Origin of the sequence: Bacillus sp. SIMBA_026 (assembly GCF_046535335.1) — a bacterium.
Taxonomy (GTDB): Bacteria; Bacillota; Bacilli; order Bacillales; family Bacillaceae; genus Bacillus; species Bacillus velezensis.
Window position 1 is genome coordinate 1 of the sequence record NZ_JAWRWX010000167.1, and the last position, 271, is coordinate 271.

The window sequence follows — 271 nt, forward strand, 5'->3', positions numbered from 1 at the left end:
TGCCGAAGGCGCCAACCCCACCTTGGGGTTGGTGGGGCAACGAACCATTTCCCCAACGTTCGTTTTCACAACGTACTTTGACTACGCCATGAGCGAGGCAGAGGTCCAGGACATGATCCAACAGATTGTCCGCATTCATCCATGGGAAGTTCCGGTTATCGAAATTTCCGGACCCATCAGCGTCTCCACCGGCGTTGAGGCACCGGCTGTCGACATGCCGGCTGTCGAAAGCCGGGTGGCCTGATGCAGGGCACGTCTCCCCGGTTGTGGG

General features: G+C 59.0%; 1 protein-coding gene. It reads left to right on the plus strand.

Going from position 1 to position 271, the window contains the following annotated elements:
• Window positions 1-244 (plus strand): hypothetical protein (locus SB847_RS21085; RefSeq protein WP_410578573.1); only part of this gene is annotated, 244 nt, incomplete at its 5' end.
• Between the last annotated feature and the right edge of the window lie 27 nt (window positions 245-271).